21 protein-coding genes and 1 pseudogene are annotated in these 14680 nt (G+C 65.6%); 14 read left to right on the forward strand and 8 right to left on the reverse strand.

Going from position 1 to position 14680, the window contains the following annotated elements; translation table 11 throughout:
* Nucleotides 1-35: 35 nt before the first annotated feature.
* From ACJH6H_RS09465 to ACJH6H_RS09475, 3 genes are read left to right on the forward strand one after another with little or no spacing between them, the layout of a single operon-like run.
* Nucleotides 36-242, forward strand: a complete 207-nt coding sequence (locus tag ACJH6H_RS09465) for a hypothetical protein (protein WP_318984487.1) — start codon at nt 36-38, stop codon at nt 240-242.
* Between the two features lies 1 nt (nt 243).
* Nucleotides 244-1080 (forward strand): SDR family oxidoreductase, encoded by an 837-nt coding sequence (locus ACJH6H_RS09470; RefSeq protein ID WP_406774734.1) that lies wholly within the window; start codon nt 244-246, stop codon nt 1078-1080.
* A gap of 36 nt (nt 1081-1116) precedes the next feature.
* Entirely contained in the window at nt 1117-1920 is an 804-nt protein-coding gene (locus ACJH6H_RS09475) for a DoxX family protein (RefSeq protein ID WP_406774735.1), read from the forward strand.
* Nucleotides 1921-1948: 28 nt separating this feature from the next.
* On the opposite strand, the gene ACJH6H_RS09480 is transcribed toward ACJH6H_RS09475, so the two are convergent.
* The 3 genes from ACJH6H_RS09480 to ACJH6H_RS09490 form a co-directional block, all read right to left on the reverse strand.
* Nucleotides 1949-2104, reverse strand: coding sequence for a DUF6131 family protein (locus tag ACJH6H_RS09480; RefSeq protein ID WP_165605920.1), 156 nt, complete (start codon nt 2102-2104; stop codon nt 1949-1951).
* 29 nt (nt 2105-2133) lie between these two features.
* A complete protein-coding gene (locus tag ACJH6H_RS09485) occupies nt 2134-2346 on the reverse strand; it encodes a hypothetical protein (RefSeq protein ID WP_090562272.1) in 213 nt (70 codons plus the stop codon).
* Between the two features lie 99 nt (nt 2347-2445).
* Nucleotides 2446-2994: a hypothetical protein gene (locus ACJH6H_RS09490; protein ID WP_406774750.1), complete on the reverse strand. Its 549-nt coding sequence runs from the start codon at nt 2992-2994 to the stop codon at nt 2446-2448.
* Between the two features lie 55 nt (nt 2995-3049).
* Here ACJH6H_RS09490 and ACJH6H_RS09495 point away from each other — a divergent pair, with 55 nt between their 5' ends.
* From ACJH6H_RS09495 to ACJH6H_RS09505, 3 genes are all read left to right on the forward strand, one after another.
* Entirely contained in the window at nt 3050-3814 is a 765-nt protein-coding gene (locus ACJH6H_RS09495) for an endonuclease/exonuclease/phosphatase family protein (protein WP_406774751.1), read from the forward strand.
* Nucleotides 3815-3938: 124 nt separating this feature from the next.
* Entirely contained in the window at nt 3939-4613 is a 675-nt protein-coding gene (locus tag ACJH6H_RS09500; protein ID WP_406774736.1) for a methyltransferase, read from the forward strand.
* Between the two features lie 41 nt (nt 4614-4654).
* The gene (locus ACJH6H_RS09505; protein WP_406774752.1) at nt 4655-4846 is read left to right on the forward strand and encodes a CDGSH iron-sulfur domain-containing protein; all 192 of its coding nucleotides are present in this window, start codon (nt 4655-4657) and stop codon (nt 4844-4846) included.
* On the opposite strand, the gene ACJH6H_RS09510 is transcribed toward ACJH6H_RS09505, so the two are convergent.
* Together ACJH6H_RS09510 and ACJH6H_RS09515 are read right to left on the reverse strand one after the other, a co-directional pair.
* Nucleotides 4828-5559, reverse strand: coding sequence for a SigB/SigF/SigG family RNA polymerase sigma factor (locus ACJH6H_RS09510; RefSeq protein WP_406774753.1), 732 nt, complete (start codon nt 5557-5559; stop codon nt 4828-4830). The two genes, ACJH6H_RS09505 and ACJH6H_RS09510, sit on opposite strands and share 19 nt — an antisense overlap.
* Nucleotides 5560-5926: 367 nt before the next feature.
* Complete coding sequence (locus ACJH6H_RS09515; protein WP_406774737.1) at nt 5927-7729, reverse strand: thiamine pyrophosphate-requiring protein; 1803 nt, start codon at nt 7727-7729, stop codon at nt 5927-5929.
* Between the two features lie 114 nt (nt 7730-7843).
* Between ACJH6H_RS09515 and ACJH6H_RS09520 the strand changes: the two genes are divergently transcribed.
* From ACJH6H_RS09520 to ACJH6H_RS09530, 3 genes are read left to right on the forward strand one after another with little or no spacing between them, the layout of a single operon-like run.
* The gene (locus tag ACJH6H_RS09520; protein ID WP_406774738.1) at nt 7844-8215 is read left to right on the forward strand and encodes a hypothetical protein; all 372 of its coding nucleotides are present in this window, start codon (nt 7844-7846) and stop codon (nt 8213-8215) included.
* Between the two features lie 16 nt (nt 8216-8231).
* Nucleotides 8232-8468: a hypothetical protein gene (locus ACJH6H_RS09525; protein ID WP_406774739.1), complete on the forward strand. Its 237-nt coding sequence runs from the start codon at nt 8232-8234 to the stop codon at nt 8466-8468.
* The gene (locus ACJH6H_RS09530) at nt 8449-8979 is read left to right on the forward strand and encodes a DUF6328 family protein (RefSeq protein WP_406774740.1); all 531 of its coding nucleotides are present in this window, start codon (nt 8449-8451) and stop codon (nt 8977-8979) included. The genes ACJH6H_RS09525 and ACJH6H_RS09530 overlap by 20 nt, the downstream gene beginning before the upstream one ends.
* Nucleotides 8980-9038: 59 nt before the next feature.
* On the opposite strand, the gene ACJH6H_RS09535 is transcribed toward ACJH6H_RS09530, so the two are convergent.
* Both ACJH6H_RS09535 and ACJH6H_RS09540 read right to left on the reverse strand, forming a co-directional pair.
* Nucleotides 9039-9275, reverse strand: a complete 237-nt coding sequence (locus ACJH6H_RS09535; protein ID WP_406774741.1) for a CsbD family protein — start codon at nt 9273-9275, stop codon at nt 9039-9041.
* Nucleotides 9276-9323: 48 nt separating this feature from the next.
* Nucleotides 9324-9566, reverse strand: coding sequence for a hypothetical protein (locus tag ACJH6H_RS09540; protein ID WP_318984476.1), 243 nt, complete (start codon nt 9564-9566; stop codon nt 9324-9326).
* A 255-nt stretch (nt 9567-9821) separates the two neighbouring features.
* Here ACJH6H_RS09540 and ACJH6H_RS09545 point away from each other — a divergent pair, with 255 nt between their 5' ends.
* The 4 genes from ACJH6H_RS09545 to ACJH6H_RS09560 are packed head-to-tail and all read left to right on the forward strand — an operon-like array spanning nt 9822 to nt 13582.
* Complete coding sequence (locus ACJH6H_RS09545) at nt 9822-10715, forward strand: alpha/beta hydrolase (protein WP_406774742.1); 894 nt, start codon at nt 9822-9824, stop codon at nt 10713-10715.
* 55 nt (nt 10716-10770) lie between these two features.
* Complete coding sequence (locus ACJH6H_RS09550; RefSeq protein WP_406774743.1) at nt 10771-12879, forward strand: catalase; 2109 nt, start codon at nt 10771-10773, stop codon at nt 12877-12879.
* Nucleotides 12879-13157, forward strand: a complete 279-nt coding sequence (locus tag ACJH6H_RS09555; protein ID WP_406774744.1) for a hypothetical protein — start codon at nt 12879-12881, stop codon at nt 13155-13157. The genes ACJH6H_RS09550 and ACJH6H_RS09555 overlap by 1 nt, the downstream gene beginning before the upstream one ends.
* A gap of 11 nt (nt 13158-13168) precedes the next feature.
* Nucleotides 13169-13582: a ChaB family protein gene (locus tag ACJH6H_RS09560; protein WP_318984472.1), complete on the forward strand. Its 414-nt coding sequence runs from the start codon at nt 13169-13171 to the stop codon at nt 13580-13582.
* A gap of 4 nt (nt 13583-13586) precedes the next feature.
* Here the strand turns inward: ACJH6H_RS09560 and ACJH6H_RS09565 are convergent, their stop codons facing one another.
* Nucleotides 13587-14018 (reverse strand): hypothetical protein, encoded by a 432-nt coding sequence (locus ACJH6H_RS09565; protein WP_406774754.1) that lies wholly within the window; start codon nt 14016-14018, stop codon nt 13587-13589.
* 98 nt (nt 14019-14116) lie between these two features.
* Between ACJH6H_RS09565 and ACJH6H_RS09570 the strand changes: the two are divergent.
* Nucleotides 14117-14680, forward strand: a pseudogene (locus ACJH6H_RS09570) (ISL3 family transposase); the annotation flags it as partial.

Below are 14680 nucleotides of genomic sequence, written 5' to 3' on the forward strand. Positions count from 1 at the left end.
GTTTTCCGGCGCGTGGGACGGGTATCCGCTCTGACATGACACCAGAACAGTTCCCGGACGCAGTCCCCGACGCAGACGCCGTCGAGCAGTCGCGTGACGTCCAAGAACCGGTCCTCGACGACGAGGCCGCGGTCACCGGCCGCGACAACCCGCCGCCGGAGGCCGCCGCACACGATTGGTTGGAGCAGACCGCGGACGTCGAAATTGATGCCGACGAGGACGATTTCGGACGCGATGCCTGAGATGAACACACCGATCCCCTATCCCGGGCACACCGCCGACATGGCAGAACAGCCGCATGACGAGATGCGCCAGTACGTCGGCCGCGGGCTCCTGAAAGGGCGCCGGGCCCTCATCACCGGCGGCGACTCCGGTATCGGGCGCGCGGTGGCGGCGGCGTTCGCCAAGGAGGGTGCGGACATCGCCATCGCCTACCTCGAGGAGCACGACGACGCGGCGCACACCGCGAGCATCGTGGGCGCGGCCGGACGGACGTGCGCCCTGTTCCCCGGTGATCTCGGCGAGCCCGCCCATTGCCGAGAGGTGGTGGCGCGCACCCTCGCCGAGCTCGGCGGGCTGGACATCGTCGTCAACAATGCCGCATATCAGGCACCCACGGACGATCTCACCGACATCACCGATGAGCAGTGGCGGCGGACGTTCGCCGTGAACATCGACAGTTACTTCCAGGTGACCAAGTCCGCCCTGGCGCATCTCCCGGACGGCGCCGCGATCATCAACACCGCGTCGGTGAACGGGCTACGCGGCAATGCGTCGCTGATCGACTACTCGGCCACCAAGGGAGCCGTCATCGCGTTCACCTACGCGCTGGCCCAGTCTTTGGCGAAACGCCGCATCCGCGTGAACTGTGTTGCCCCCGGGCCGGTCTGGACGCCGCTCATCCCGGCCACCATGCCGCAGGAGAAGGTCGAGTCATTCGGTGCCCACGCACCGTTGGGGCGGCCGGCCCAGCCGGACGAGATCGCGCCGTCGTACGTCTTCTTCGCCGCCGACCAACTGTCGTCGTACTACAGCGGTGAAGTGCTCGCGCCCCTCGGCGGCGAGACGATGCCGGGATGATGTTTGGGCCGGTCCCGCACGGGAAATCCCTGCCCCATGATCATTCGTAGGATCGCCCGTCCACTTCTGGCCACCGCGTTCATCGGACAGGGCGTCGAAACCCTGTTGAACACCGACTCCGGCGCCCAGGCCGTACAGCCGGCGCTCGACGGACTGAAGGACATGCCGGAACCCGTCGCACGCAATGTGCCCTCCAACGCCGTCGCCGTGGCGCAGGCGACCGCGGCCGCTCAGGTCGCCGGCGGGCTGTTGCTGGCCACCGGACGCATTCCGCGCGTGGCCTCGGCAGTTCTCGCGGCAACGGTGATTCCCGCAAACCTCGGTAACCACATGTTCTGGGCCGAGGACGATCCCGAGGCGAAAGCCGCCAAACGCCGGGGCTTCCTGGCCGACCTGAGCCTGCTCGGCGGTCTGATCCTCGCCTCCGCGGATACCGCCGGAAAGCCGTCGCTGGGTTGGCGGGGTCGGCGCGCCGCGAAACGGGCGGCCGAGGCCCTCTCGTCGACGGTGCCGTCCAGGACGGAAGTTGCGCTCGCGCGCATGCCGGAAGTGGGCGAAAAGCTGGGCCACGGAGTCCAAACCGGCTTCGAGCACGGCCGTGAGCTCGCCGGCGTCGCGCTCGAGAAGCTGGAAGGCGGGCTCGAGAAGGCTGCCCCGTATGCGGAATCTGCCTACCGGAAAGCCAGCGCCCGCGCCTCGGAGTTGGCCGACAGCGTGGGAGACGGCTTGGAAAAGGCCGCCCCCTACGCGGAATCCGCGTACCGGAAAGCCAGTGCGCGTGCGTCTGAATTGGCCGACACCGCAGTCACTACCGCAAAGAAGGCGAAAGCCCGGGCCTGAGGCCCGGGCTTTCGCCCCTCTTGTCACGTCAATACCAGTACCGGCGTCCGGCGACGGCATGACCGGCTGCCCCGAGAAGCCAGAAGATCGCGCCCACCACGACGAGCACGATGCCCAGGACCCACAGCAGATACACGTTGAAGACGAAGCCCAGGATGAGCAGGACTACTCCCAAAGCAATCATGATGATCGATTCCTTTTCTCAGATGCGGTTCACCGCATGGCACTCGGTTGCGGCAGTCGGCAATCGACCACCTTCGGATTGACCCCGGCGTAGTTCAACGGCCCGGCGACCACGGTCAGCGCGATACGCCCTGCCGAGCCGCAGCTCGTGTCGCCGCCGCGGAAATAGTCGCGTTGCCAGGCCGCCAGCACCCCGATCAACAGCCAGACCACCACGATGACGCCCACGCTTCCTCGCAACATGGCTCCTCCTAGACAGACCTCTCTGGTCTCATGGAAAGAAGTACCCATGGGTGCGTGACGGCAAACTAACGCGCAAGAAAAAGAACCCGCGACCGGTGCTTACCGGTCCAGCCCAAGTCGGGCCGCCAGCTCGAGAAAGGCCATGGCAAAGTCGTTTCCGGCCGCCAATTCCCGGATTCGCGGCCAGTCGAGTTGCTCACGGACCGCGCGCACTGCCGGCAGTAGCGGAGCGAAGTCACAGTGATGTTCGTTGAGCGTCAGCAGCTTCTGGGTGATCACCGCATCGGGGGTCAGGACCGGCATCGAGATGGCCAGCACCTCGCGATCGACGGCCCCGGCGAGAAGAGCGGAGTCCACAGGCACGCCGTTGAGTCGGTGCAGAACATCGACGAGCACGCCCTCGAAGTACGCTTTGAACAGCCAGTCTTCTGGTGGTCGTTCGATGTCGAATCCGTTCTGGCCCAGGATCTTCACCACCGCCTCGGTGTCCGGCTCGGGCACGACGAAGTCGACATCGTGGTCGGGTTCCGGCGCGCCGTGGACCCACAGCGCGTAGCTGCCTGCAAGGGCGAAACTCTGGCCGTTCGCCTTGAAGGCGCTTGCCGCGGCGCGCAGTGCGTTTCTCAGCTGGGTGCGCTCAGGACACATGACGCACCGAGCAATCAAAGTCGGCGTTCGGGGGTAACGAGTCATCATGACTTCGATGCGCCTCGCGACCTTCAACATCCTGCACGGCCGCACCGTCGGCGACGGGGTCCATCTCGACCGGCTTCGTCGCAGCATCAGCATCCTCGACCCGGACATCCTGGCGCTGCAAGAGGTGGATTTCGATCAAACGCGTTCCGGCCGGGCGGATCTGACCGCCATCGCAGCTGAGGTCATGAACGCCGTCTCCCACCGGTTCGTCGCCGCCATCACCGGAACGCCCGGCGCCACCTGGATCGCCGCCACCGGTGAGGAACATCCCGAATCGGCGGCGTACGGCATCTCTCTGCTCTCGCGGTATCCGGCGACCAGCTGGCAGGTGCTGCGGCTGCCCCGGATACCGACCCGCTTTCCGATGTATCTGCCGGTGCCCGGCAGGGTCATGATCGTGCACGAAGAGCCCCGCGCCGCCGTGCTCGCACGGCTCGAGACGCCGTTGGGCGCAATGACGATCGCCGGGACCCACTTGTCGTTCGTACCCGGCTGGAATCGGCATCAACTGCGGCAGCTGGCCCGCACAGTCCGCGCGCTGCCCGGACCACACATCATCGCCGGCGACCTGAACATGGCGGCGGAACCAGCCGAGCGCTGGTCGGGCATGCGTTCGCTGGCCTGTGCCAACACGTTTCCGGCTGAGGCACCGGCCCAACAGCTCGACCACCTTCTCACCGACGACCGGCAACTGGCCGTGCTCCGACACGCCACCCCGGAGGTGGAACTCTCGGATCACCGCCCGCTGGCTGTCACCGTGACCCGGCATTGACGGGTGTTACCCGTTTCCGCCCGCATCAAAACCGCCCAGGTCATGCGGCGTTACCGAATTGACGCGTTTGCCCATGCCGCATCCCGGTTATATCGGAGAGGTTGGATCCAGAGAGGAAGCCCGAATGCTGAGCTCCGAAATCTCGCCTGAGTGCGCAAACGTCTATCTGCCGCAACACGATTCGCGATTGTTGATCGAAACCATGCACCGCTGCTGCCACCCGGCGGGCATGCGTGTCGCGGACCTGTGTACCGGCAGCGGGGTGGCAGCGATTGCTGCCTCCGGTGCCGGAGCGCACAGCGTCGTCGCCCTCGATACGTCGCAAGCCGCCATCGCGGCGGCCCGCGCCAACGCACGGCTCGCCGGTTGCCGCATCGATGCGCGGCTCGGTTCCTGGTCGGCGGCACTGGGGCTCGAGCCCTTCGACCTGGTGCTGTGCAACCCGCCATATGTGCCCGAGCCTGCGAGCGAACCGGTGATCGTGGGCGCCGGTGGTCCGCCGACATCCTTCAATGCCGGCCCCGACGGCCGGCTCATCCTGGATCCACTCTGCGCCGCGGCGCCCACGCTGCTCAGGCGCGGCGGCGCACTGCTCATCGTCCACTCCGAGTTCGCCGATGTCGCGAGCAGCGTCGCCGCCTTGCGAGGCGGCGGCCTTCAGGCTGACGTGGTCGCGCGCCGGACCATCCCGTTCGGGCCCGTGATGAGCGCTCGCGCACGGTGGTTGGAGGACTCCGGTCGACTGACACCCGGACGGCGTACCGAGGAACTGGTTGTGATCAAGGCGGTGAAGCCATGAGTCCCGCGCGCAGAACCGTGCGCATCGTGCCCCGCGGCCCGATGCTGATCCAGGGGCCGGTCCAGGTCGAACTCGAAGACGGGACCCGGGTCTGCTCCGACAGATTCATGGTCGCGATCTGCTGCTGTCAACGCAGCAAGACCTATCCGTGGTGCGACACCAGCCATCGGCGGCAGAACCGGTCTACCGCCGATGGCCGAAAGGCCGGCGCCGATCAGGCGCAACCCACTTGAGCGCGCAGATCGCGCAGGGTGCGGTCCAGAATCCGTGACACATGCATCTGGGAAACGCCGATCGAGTCGGCGATCTGCCGCTGCGTCATGGCACCGAAGTACCGAAGATAGAGCACCTTCTGCTCGCGTCGAGGCAGCGCCGCCAGTAGGGACCGTACCGACTCACGATCCGTCACGCGGTCGAATCCGGCATCCATCTCACCAAGGGAGTCGCCGAGCGCCTGCGCTCGCGAGTCATCGTCAACGACGTTCACATCCAGCGACTGGGGCTGATACGCCTTGGCTGCCACGATGCTCTCGACCACCTGGTCACGGTCGATCTCCAGCTCCTCGGCGAGCTCCTCGATACTCGGCGCTCTCCTCAGGTCATTGGTCAAATACGCAGTGGCACAGGAAATATCGTGCTGCCGATCGCGAATTCTCCTGGGTACGTGGACTTTCCAGCCATAGTCTCGGAAGTATCTGCGCAGCTCTCCCATCATCGTGGGCAGGGCGAACGCCACGAATCGTGATCCTCGCGCGGGGTCGAACCGGTTGACGGCCTGCAGCAACCCCACCCGGGCCACCTGGATCAGGTCTTCGAGATTCTCGCCGCGGCGGTCGAAGTGGCGTGCCACCCGGTCGGCCAGCGGGCAGCACCGCAGCACGATGCGTTCGAGTTGACGGGCATAGGCGGCCGAGTCGGGCGGTAACTGACGGAGCATCACGACCATCGCGACCACATCCGCATATTCGTCAGGAGTTTGTTCGAGCTCTGCGCCGGCCTCTACCGGCTCGCTCGCTTCACGAAAGTCGTTTTCCAACACAGAAACTGACATGCAGCACCCCTTCCAGGGTGTGACAGCACGCGCGATCCACCAATTGACGGCATAGCTAATTGGTCCGCGACATGCTGGCTTCCGCCGTGAAGGCGGAACGGCGATCTGCCGAAGTCGAGCCCGATTGCAACCGGCGAATCCTGAGAATGGAGGCCCCGCTCTGGACCGGATTCACGCGCCGAGCTGCAGTACCCTCGACTATCGCCGCTTTTGGCTAAGCGGCCACGCTGTAACAGCGTCGTGCTTCTCACAGTACACGGGGCTACCCGGCGCCACCACCGGAACGGGCGATGTACTCCTGCGCCTTGGTCTTCATCCCCTGATACACCAGGTGCCAGCCGTTGGGATCACCCTTGAGCACCGCGGCGGTCAGGTCTTTGATCTGTTCGTAGGTCGCGTGCGGAGGGATCGGCGGCACTTCGGGGTCGCACCTGACGTCCAGCACGACGGGGCGATCGGCACCCAGCGCCCGATCCCAGGCCTCGCCCAGCCGGTCGGGATCGTCGACCGCGATGCCGTCCAGCCCCATGGCACAGGCAATCTCGGCATACGAGACGTCCGGTAGCGATTGTGACGGCACGAACTTGGGCGCTCCGCCCATTGCCCGCAACTCCCAGGTGACCTGATTGAGATCGCCATTGTGGAAGACACACACCACCAGGCGCGGGTCGGACCATTGCTCTGCATAGCGCTTGATGGTCAGCAGCTCGGCCATGCCGTTCATCTGCATCGCGCCGTCGCCGACGAGCGCGACGGCGGGACGGTCCGGATGCGCAAACTTCGCACCGATCGCGTACGGCACCCCGCATCCCATGGTGGCGAGCGTGCCCGACAGCGAACCTCGCATCTCACCGCGTAACTTCAGGCACCGCGCATACCAGTTGGTGGACGAACCGGAGTCTGCCGTCACGATGGCGTCGGCCGGTATCCGCTGCGAGAGCTCCCACACGATCCGCATCGGATTCACCGGGCGGGCCGACAACATGCACTGGCGCTCGACGGTGTCCCACCAGCGAGACACGTTGTGCTCGATGGTGTCTCGCCATTTCCGGTCGGTCTTCGGTTCCACCAGCGGCAGAAGCGCACCGAGCGCGGCACTCGCGTCGGCGACGATGTTCACCTCCGTCGGGTAGCGCATGCCGATTGCGGTTCCGTCGATGTCGATCTGAATCGCCCGGGCCTGACCGAATTTCGGCAGGAACTGGCTGTAGGGAAAATTCGATCCGACGATCAGCAGGGTGTCGCAGTCGCGCATCATCTCGTAGCTCGGCCGCGACCCGAGCAACCCGATGGACCCGGTGACGTACGGCAGCTCGTCGGACAGCACATCCTTGCCTAGCAGTGCCTTGGCGACCCCGGCGCCCGTCTTGTACGCAAGTTCGCGCACCTCGTCGGCGGCGCGACGGGCACCCTGGCCGACCAGAATCGCCACGCGCTCACCGGCATTGAGCACATCGGCAGCCTTGCGGACCTGTTCGTTCTGTGGATACACCGCCGGCGGCACATACTCCGGGTCACTCGACGGCACCTGTTTGAACTCGTGTTGCGGAGGCTCGTACGGCTGCTCCTGTAAATCCGACGGGATCACCAGGGCCGTCGGCGCCCGCCGGGCCAGCGCGATGCGGATCGCCCGGTCGAGCGCGTTGGGCAACTGATTGGCGACATTCACCTCGACCAGGTAGTCACTGGCGACATCCTTGAAGAGACTGTGCAGGTCGACTTCCTGCTGATAACTACCACCCATTGCGCTGCGCGCCGTCTGACCCACGATCGCCACCACCGGAACGCGGTCGAGCTTGGCGTCGTACAGCCCGTTCAACAGGTGGATGGCGCCCGGTCCCGATGTCGCCATACAGACACCGAGCCCACCACCGAATTTGGCGTATCCGGTGGCACAGAACGCCGCCATCTCTTCGTGGCGGGTCTGAATGAATTGCGGCACATCATCGCTCCGGCCGAATGCGGAAACGATCCCGTTGATGCCGTCACCCGGATAGGCGAATACGTGACGGACATGCCATTGCCTCAGCCGCTCGAGCAGGTAATCCCCAACAGTCATCGTCATCCGGGCGTGGTACCCGTGAGGTACCGGACGAAACAGGCGTTTCGCGGTTCGGCCGCCCGGGTACGCCCTCAACAGGACAGTCCCAAGGAAACCGCTACCACCCGGGAGGTGTCGATGTCTGAGGTCCAGGCCGGGGCGATCGCGCAACACGATGCAGACGCACAGGGAGCCGGACACCGGCGACGCACCGTCATCAACTGGGTACTGGCCGGCCTCACCGTGCCAGGTGCCCTCGCCATCATCCTGTATCAATACGCCCAGGTCCTGGCGACCGCGGGTTGTTCCGAACGCACCTGCGCCAAGCTGGGCCCGAGCCCGTTCATATTCGGGCTGATCGAGTACGGCGCACCGGTGGTCGCGGTGCTGGCCATCGCGATCTCATTCGTGACCGCACGCACCCGGCGTGGCATCGTGGTACCGCTGGTCGCCTGGGCCCTGTTGATCGCCGGGTTCGCCATCCTCACGTTCACGTTCGAAACCCCTTGACAGGAAAGGGGTTCCGATGACCACTGAAACGAAGATCGAGGCCGTCCGGCCCGCGGACGTCACGAAGGGCGACGTCATCGAGGACCCGGCGGGTGGCCGTTGGCTCACGGTCCGTGAGATCCAGGTGGACTCCTCGCCCTACAAGGACATCTTCAGCTTCTACGGTTCGGGACCCGATGACCGCATCATCGTGGTCGACAAGGAAAAAGTTCGGCGTAAGAGCGATGTGTCTGATGACGGGCGAGCACGGTGACGAGGGACCATCCGACCAGCGCTGGGACCGGATGGCCCGTCACGAGACGGAAATCGAACGGCTGGACCGCAATTGGTCGAGCCTGTTGCAGGAACTCCGCGTCACACAGACCGGAGTACAGCTGCTCACCGGCTTCCTGCTGACCCTGCCGTTCCAACAGCGGTTCTCCACGCTGGATGACCAGAGCCAGGCGGTCTACCTGGCGACCGTCGGCTTCTCGGTGGCGTCGACGATTCTGCTGATCGCCCCAGTCGGCATGCACCGCATCCTGTTTCGGCAACGACGCATGTCATTGATCGTGGCCGCGGCACACCGCTGCGCCTTCTACGGCCTGCTGCTGCTCGGCATGGCCCTGACCGGCGTGACCGAATTGATCTTCGGGACCGTCGCAGGCCAGGTGGCCGGCTGGGTCGCCGGCGGCATCGGATTGGCCGGCTTCTGCACGTTCTGGGTGCTGGTGCCATTGGCGATGCAGAACAGCGGACCCAACGATACCGCTCGCGCACAATAGTTTTCACGCAAGAAGCGGCCCGGCCTCCCCACGGTTGAAGGAGGCCGGGCCGTTCTGGCTCACTGGTTCTGCTGCTGGCGCTTCTCAGCGGCCGCCGCGCCGGAGCGGGCCGACTCGGCTTCCGCCTCATGCTTGGCCGCATCGCGTTCGGCGTCGGCCTTGTCCTGCTGGGCCTGTCCCTCACGGACCAGATCGTCCCGGCCCACGACACTGCCTGCGGCTTCCTTCAGCTTGCCCTTGACACCCTCGACGGTGCCCTTGACGCCCTCTTCGGGGCCACTCTTGTTCTCTCCCACTGCATTTCCTCCTTGTATTGCGGTGTTGTCAGGTGCGATCGAAGTCCGTCACACCAGGCGATTCGCGAGTAGCGCCTTGCCTTGCTCGGCACCCTTGCGGCTTTCCTTCTGCGCCCGCTTGAACAGATCGATGAGTTCGGTATCGCCCTGGCGCTCAGCGTCGGCGCAATAGCGTTCCATGCGAAGCGCGTTGCTCAGGCAGCTCTCCACGAACCAGATGAGGTTGTAGTCCTTGTCAGCGGTTCCGGTGAAGACGCCGGTGTCGGAGCCGGTATCGATGTGCGTGGTCATACGCCATTCCTCCAAACATGCTTGATTCCGTTGAACAATCCGGCACTACCGACATACCTGGTCTGCGCCCATCGGAAACCTTCTCTGGCGCAACGTTTCGCCAAAATCTGGCATGGGTACCCGAGTGCTCGGGAGTTGATGACAATGCGAAATACCCGGCATGACCAGGGAGTACGGCACCATCACCGCCGACGCAGCCCACAATCCCAGGCAATCGGCGCCGTCTGCCGGGTGTTCGTCAAGAACATCGTGCGGATGTGGGCTCTGCAGCCGAATCTGCGTTGGCCCTTCAGCTCCGTCGATCAGGTCGCCGCGCTGGCCCCGCTGCCGAGCTCGGCGACCGTGCAGCCCGTCCGCCTGCCGTCCTGTCCGGCCGAGCTGATCGGCACCGCCGGCTCGTCGGCCCGACGCGCCATCCTCTACCTGCACGGCGGCGCGTTCCTCACCTGCGGTCTCAACACGCACCGCGCCCTTGCCGCCCGGCTTGCCCGCAGCGCCGAGGCCGAGGTACTCAACGTCGGTTACCGCATGTTGCCCAACCACGGACTGTCGGCGGCATTGGCCGACGCGGCCGACGGGCTCCGCTGGCTGCTGCGCCGCGGCTACCGCTGGTCCGACATCGTGGTGGCCGGAGATTCTGCGGGCGGATATCTGGCCCTGCAGACCGCCGCCGATCTGCTTCGGGACGGTAACCCGCCCACCGCCGGCGTGGCCGCCATCTCCCCTCTGACGACGCTGAAGCCGCGCGACAAATCCCCCAGCGGCAAGGACCGGTGCGCCATGTTCACGGCACGCGCCATGACGTCGTTCATGCGCTACGTCGCCGCGCACGGTGAGAAGAATCCGTCCGGGCAGCCGATCGCCTCGCCCGTCGACGCGGACCTGCGCCGGATGCCGCCGGTGTTGATCCACGTCAGCAGCGACGAGTTTCTCCGGCCCGACGCGGAACTGATGTACGAGCGGTTGACCGCCGCGGGGGCACAGTGCGAACTTCACATGTGGGACGGGCAGATCCACGACTTTCCGCTTGCCGCTCCCGTCCTGCCCGAAGGGCGGCGGGCGATCCACTACATCGGCGAGTTCGTCAAGCAGGTCACGCCCGCGGCGAACCTCGACGCAGCGGACTATCCGTCGGCCGCATCATTGTGAATCAGGGCTGCCCACCGCCGCGTTTGTTGACCATCGCGCTGGGTAACCAGACACGGTGGACAAAACATCGAATGCAAAGCAAGAGCAACTCGAGGCCACGCGGGTCGACAACAATGCGGGGTACCTGACCACCCAACAGGGGGTGCGGGTTCCGCACACCGACGACGCCCTCACCGCAGGTGAGCGCGGCCCGACCCTGATGGAGGATTTCCACGCGCGGGAGAAGATCACCCACTTCGACCACGAACGCATTCCCGAGCGGGTCGTGCACGCACGCGGCGCGGGGGCCTACGGGTACTTCGAGCCGTACGACGATTCGCTGGCCGACTTCACCACGGCGAAATTCCTGACCACGCCGGGCCTGCGCACACCGGTGTTCGTGCGCTTCTCCACCGTCGCGGGGTCCCGCGGCTCCGCCGACACCGTACGCGACGTCCGCGGCTTCGCCACCAAGTTCTACACCGAGCAAGGCAACTACGACCTCGTCGGCAACAACTTCCCCGTCTTCTTCATCCAGGACGGCATCAAGTTCCCCGACTTCGTCCACGCGGTGAAGCCGGAGCCGCACAACGAGATTCCGCAAGCCGCGTCTGCCCACAACACGCTGTGGGACTTCGTGTCGCTGCAGCCGGAAACGCTTCACACCATCATGTGGCTGATGTCCGACCGCGCCCTGCCGCGCAGCTACCGAATGATGCAGGGCTTCGGCGTGCACACCTTCCGCTTGGTGAACGCGGCCGGCGAGGGCGTCTTCGTGAAATTCCACTGGACGCCGAAACTCGGTGTGCACTCACTGCTCTGGGAGGAATGCCAGCAGATCGCCGGTAAGGATCCGGACTTCAATCGCCGCGACCTGTGGGACGCCATCGAGGCCGGCCAATACCCCGAGTGGGAGCTGGGCGTTCAGCTGATCCCCGAGTCCGACGAGTTCGCCTTCCCGTTCGATCTGCTCGACGCGACCAAACTTGTTCCAGAGGAACGGGTCCCGGTGATCCCCGTCGGCCGGATGGTACTCGACCGCAACCCGGACAACTTCTTCGCCGAGACCGAACAGGTCGCGTTTCACACCGCCAATCTGGTGCCGGGTATCGACTTCACCAACGATCCCCTGCTGCAGCTCCGCAATTTCTCATACCTGGACACGCAGCTGATCCGCTTGGGCGGGCCGAATTTCGCGCAGTTGCCGGTCAACCGGCCCATCGCAGCGGTGACCAACAATCAGCGTGACGGCTACGGCCAGCACACCATCCCCAAGGGGACCACGAGTTACCTCAAGAACAACCTCGGCGGTGGCTGTCCTGCGCTGGCCGACGAAGACGCCTACCGGCATTACACCGAACGCGTCGACGGTCGCAAGATCCGCAGCCGCGCAGAGAGTTTCAAGGACCACTACAGCCAGGCCCGGATGTTCTGGCTGAGCATGTCGACTGTCGAGAAGGACCACATCGTCGCCGCATTCTCGTTCGAACTGGGCAAGGTCGGCCCCGAGACCGGCATCCGTGAACGAGTCATCGCACAGCTCAACATGATCGACCACGAGCTGGCCGAGCGGGTCGCCGCCAAGCTCGGACTGCTGGCACCGGACGAGGTCGCCGTCCCCGATCATGTGACGCCGTCGCCGGCGCTGTCGCAGATGAACACCGCGACCGATTCCATCGTCAGCCGCCGGATCGCCGTCCTGGCCGCCGACGGCGTGGACCTGCGCGGCACCGAGCGGACCGCCGCCGCGCTCAGGGAGTTGGGCGCCACCGTCGACATCATCGGCCTCATCGGTGGCGGCACCATCGCGACCGACACCGGCCAGGAACTCGGCGTGGATCTCGGGCTCAACACCACGTCGTCGACGCTCTACGACGCGGTGCTGGTTCCCGGACCGCAGAACTCCGTGGAGCTGCTCGCACAGGACGGTTCGGCGATCCATTTCGTCGCCGAGGCCTACAAGCACCTGAAGCCCATCGCCGCGTTCGGTGCTGGTGTCGGCTTGCTGCGCGCCGCAGGAATCAATCCCGAATCCGCCGGACTGACCGAAACCCACACGGACAGAGGCGTTGTCACGACGACATCGCACGGCGGCTCGCTCGACGAACTGTTCATCGAGGCGTTCGTCGACACGATCCGGCGGCACCGGACCTGGAACCGGGCGACGGAAGCGGTGCCTGCCTGATGTCTGACGACAACATGCTCACCCCGAGCGAGTCCACCGACTCCGACGAATTGCACAACCGCGATGGCGACCAAACCGTCGAGCCACCTGAAGGCTGGCATGGAGCCGATCAATTCGGTCTGCTCGAAGACGAAGCCGAGCAGGGCGAATCACTCGACGACAAGCTCGCCGCCGAGGAGCCCGATGTGCTCGACGGTCCGGTCCGGCCGGAAACCGAGGAGGACGCCTCGTTCTTCCCCGTCGTGGACGACGATTCGGACACCAATCAACCACCGTGAGGAGGAGTGTCATGCCGAAGACCACGAAGACAGGGCAAGCCAAGAAGAGTGAGCTGCCCAGCACACTGCAGAAGTCGAGTCCCAAGGCGCAACGCACGTTTGCGAAAGCGCACGACTCGGCGGCCGAGGAATACGGCGAAGGTGAACGCGCCCACCGCGTCGCGTACTCAGCCCTGAAGCACAGCTACGAGAAGGTCGGCGACCACTGGGAGAAGAAGGACCACAAAGGGCCCTCGGACGAGCGGGCGCGCAGCGGCGGGCCCAACGCCCGCGGCAAGACCGCCGAGGGCGTTGACACCCAGGCCACCAAGAAACATCTCATGGACGTCGCGCGCCGGCTCGACATCCGGGGCCGGTCGACGATGAACAAGGACGAATTGGTCGACGCGATCGAGAAGGCCAACCGGCGGGCGAGCCGCCGCTAGCGAACTACCACTGACCGAGCTGGCACTGCACGTTGTACGGCGCGGTCTGGTGCGCTGCCGACTGCCCGTCGACCGCGATGTCGCACGTCGAGTCCGGAGCGGCCTGGCCGCCGTGCGTGGTGCTGCTGACGGTGAAGATGGCCCACTGCGGGTCGGCGAGCGTCGTGGTGAACACCCACGGGGCGTCCGGACCGACGGTGACCGTCTCGCGCTTGAGGTAGGCGTAGGCGTCGGCGTTGTAGGCGGCCTTGTTCGCCGGCTGATTGACCAGATAGAGCAGGTCGAAGGTGGCCGGGCCGCCCACCGACAGCGTGTATCGGACCTCGTGGCCGGCCGGGGCGGCAGACGCCACCGGCGCCATCAGCCCAGCGGCCGCCACTGCTGCCGCGCCACACACCACTGACAACTTGACTGTCGCTTTACGGGCTCTTCGCAGTTGAGGGTGTAGAGGTCATCGGCGCGTCGTTGCCGGGATAGGGGTCGAGGTCTCTCGAAGATGAAGGTTCCTACACGCCTCATCCGAAAGACCTCGACGTGCCTGACGCTACCGGTAGGGCGGGCTTCGCCCGCGCTGACCTGACTACTTTCTGCCGCCTCGACGACCTCGGGTTGGAGGTGACCGGCCAGCAACTGCACCCCGATCGTGCGGTATTGGCATGCCGGGTCAGCGACGACGACTCGTGGTGCCGCCGCTGCGGCGAGCGAGGCGTCAGCCGCGACAGCGTGACACGCGAGCTTGCCCACGAACCATTCGGGTGGCGGCCCACCACCTTGCTGGTCACCCTCCGCCGCTACCGCTGCGCCGGCTGTGCCCATGTGTGGCGCCAAGACCTCGGCAACGCCGCCGAACCACGCGCCAAGCTGTCCCGGCGTGCGTTGCAGTGGGCCTTGAAAGCGATTGTCTGCCAACACCTGACCGTGGCTCGCGTCGCCGAAGCGCTGGCGGTGTCGTGGAACACCGCCAACAACGCCGTCCTGGCCGAAGGGCAGCGAGTGCTGATCGCCGATCCGGCCCGCTTCAACGGCGTGCGGGTGATCGGCGTCGATGAGCACGTGTGGCGGCACACCCGTCGCGGCGACAAGTACGTCACCGTGATC

Origin of the sequence: Mycobacterium sp. SMC-21, assembly GCF_045310825.1 — a bacterium.
In the GTDB taxonomy this organism is placed as follows: domain Bacteria; phylum Actinomycetota; class Actinomycetes; order Mycobacteriales; family Mycobacteriaceae; genus Mycobacterium.